Raw genomic sequence first — 2,128 nt, 5'->3', positions numbered from 1 at the left:
CCCGGCGATGAGGAAGGCCAGCGGGGTGGCTCCCTGGGCGGCGGCCATCACCAGGCCGAGGGCCACATACACATCCGCCCCCACGTCGGCATACCCCCAGGTGAAGGACCCCCAGACCGTCACCTCCCGCCGTAAGCCCACGTGCTCGCGCTGGATCGCGCGCTCTGCCGCCATGAGCGAACGCTCCCTGGGCTTCGATCTCCTGGCTTTGGATCCGGGCCAGATTGCTTTCGACAACCAGTGGCTCTTCCAACGGCCCCAAATTTTAATGTAGAGCGAGATTTCCTGTCAAAAAGCAAGATCTATACCGTAAGGATCCGATGTTCGCTCCACCAAGCGCCTGGGCGACCATCACGCGGCGTCCACATTGGCCCCAAAGAGCCATGGGAAAGGGAGGGGAACCCGCTATCATCTCCATAGAGGGCGTGAACATGGGCCTCCTCTCTTCCTCATCATCCGGCGGGTGAATCCGGCGGGTGACGGATGGGATCGTGCCCGATATTCCAGGCGGGGTGGGAACCCGCATGCTCGCGCGCCTGTTCAGCTGTGCGTTGATCGGATTGAACGGAGAGCTGGTGACGGTGGAGGTGGATGTCAGCCGAGGGCAGCCCGGTTTCACCATTGTAGGGTTGCCGGACGCTGCCGTCCAGGAAGCCCGCGAGCGGGTTCGCTCGGCCATCCGCTATGCCGGGTTTTCGTTCCCCCTGGCCCGGATCGTCGTGAACCTGGCCCCCGCGGACCTGCGGAAGGAGGGCCCGGCATATGATCTCCCGATTGCCCTAGGAGTGCTGATCGCCTCCGAGCAGCTTCCCTTCCAGGCGATGGAGAATGCGATGGTGGTAGGGGAGCTGGGGCTGGATGGGACGGTGCGCCATGTGCCCGGGGCGCTGGTGATGGCCGCGCTGGCCCGGGATCTGGGCACCCGACGTCTTTTCGTCCCCGTCGCGGATGCACCGGAGGCCGCCCTGGTGCCGGATCTCGAGATCTATCCGGTGGCTACCCTGCAGGACCTCATCGCCCACCTCCTCGGGCAGAAGCGGATCCCCCCTCAGCCCCCTACGCCGCTGGACTACTGGGTCGACATGCCGCCGGCGGTGGATTTCGCCGATATCAAGGGCCAGGAGCACGCCAAACGGGCGCTGGAGGTTGCCGCCGCCGGCAATCATAACCTGTTGATGGTTGGCCCTCCGGGCACCGGGAAGACGCTGCTAGCCCGCGCGCTGCCCGGGATCCTCCCTCGCCTTTCGTTAGAGGAAGCCCTGGAGGTGACCCGGATTTACAGCGTGGCCGATCTGCTCTCCCCGGAGGCCCCGCTAATCCGTCAGCGGCCGTTCCGGGCTCCCCATCACACCATCAGCCATGCCGGGCTGGTCGGCGGCGGGCGCTTCCCGCGTCCGGGCGAGGTCTCCCTGGCTCATCGGGGTGTCCTCTTCCTGGACGAGTTGCCGGAATTCGATCTGCGAGCGCTGGAAGTGCTGCGCCAGCCTCTGGAGGACAAGCGGGTGGTGATCAGCCGGGCCGCCGGGACGCTGGAGTTCCCGGCCGCCTTTATGCTGGTCGCCGCCATGAACCCCTGCCCATGCGGCTATTATGGGGATCCGCTGAAGCCGTGCACCTGTTCCCCGGCGATGGTCGCTCGCTACCAGAAGCGCCTAAGCGGCCCCCTGCTGGATCGAATGGATATCCAGATCGAAGTGCCCCGGGTAGAATTTGAAAAGCTCGCCGATGACCGGCGGGGGGAGCCCTCGGCCCGGATCCGGGAGCGAGTGGAACGCGCCCGAACGATCCAGCGGGAGCGCTTCCACGGGACCGAGATCTTCTGCAACGCGGAGATGGGACCGGGCCACATCCGGGCTTACTGTCGGATGGAGCCCCAGGCCCAGGCGCTGCTGAAGGCGGCGATGCAGCAACTCCATCTCTCCGCTCGTGCCTATCATCGCGTCCTCAAAGTCGCCCGCACGATCGCGGACCTGGAGGGATCTGATCTGTTGCGCGCCCATCATTTGGCGGAAGCCCTCCAATATCGCCCCCGCTGGCCGATGGGCGGGCCTTATTGATAGGAGTTGCGCAGTCGGGAGCCGGTCGGATGACGGGGAAGGGCTCCACTCCCCTGTATCCCCCTTCCTCG

At 65.7% G+C, this 2,128-nt stretch carries 1 protein-coding gene; it reads left to right on the top strand.

Features of this window, described 5'->3' with window-relative positions; genetic code table 11:
- Positions 1-524 precede the first annotated feature (524 nt).
- Positions 525-2,057, top strand: coding sequence for a YifB family Mg chelatase-like AAA ATPase (locus NZM16_RS11465; RefSeq protein WP_366946206.1), 1,533 nt, complete (start codon positions 525-527; stop codon positions 2,055-2,057).
- Positions 2,058-2,128 lie beyond the last annotated feature (71 nt).

It is taken from the genome of Thermoflexus sp. (assembly GCF_025055495.1).
GTDB lineage: Bacteria > Chloroflexota > Anaerolineae > Thermoflexales > Thermoflexaceae > Thermoflexus.
This window is presented reverse-complemented; position numbering and strand designations above follow the sequence as displayed.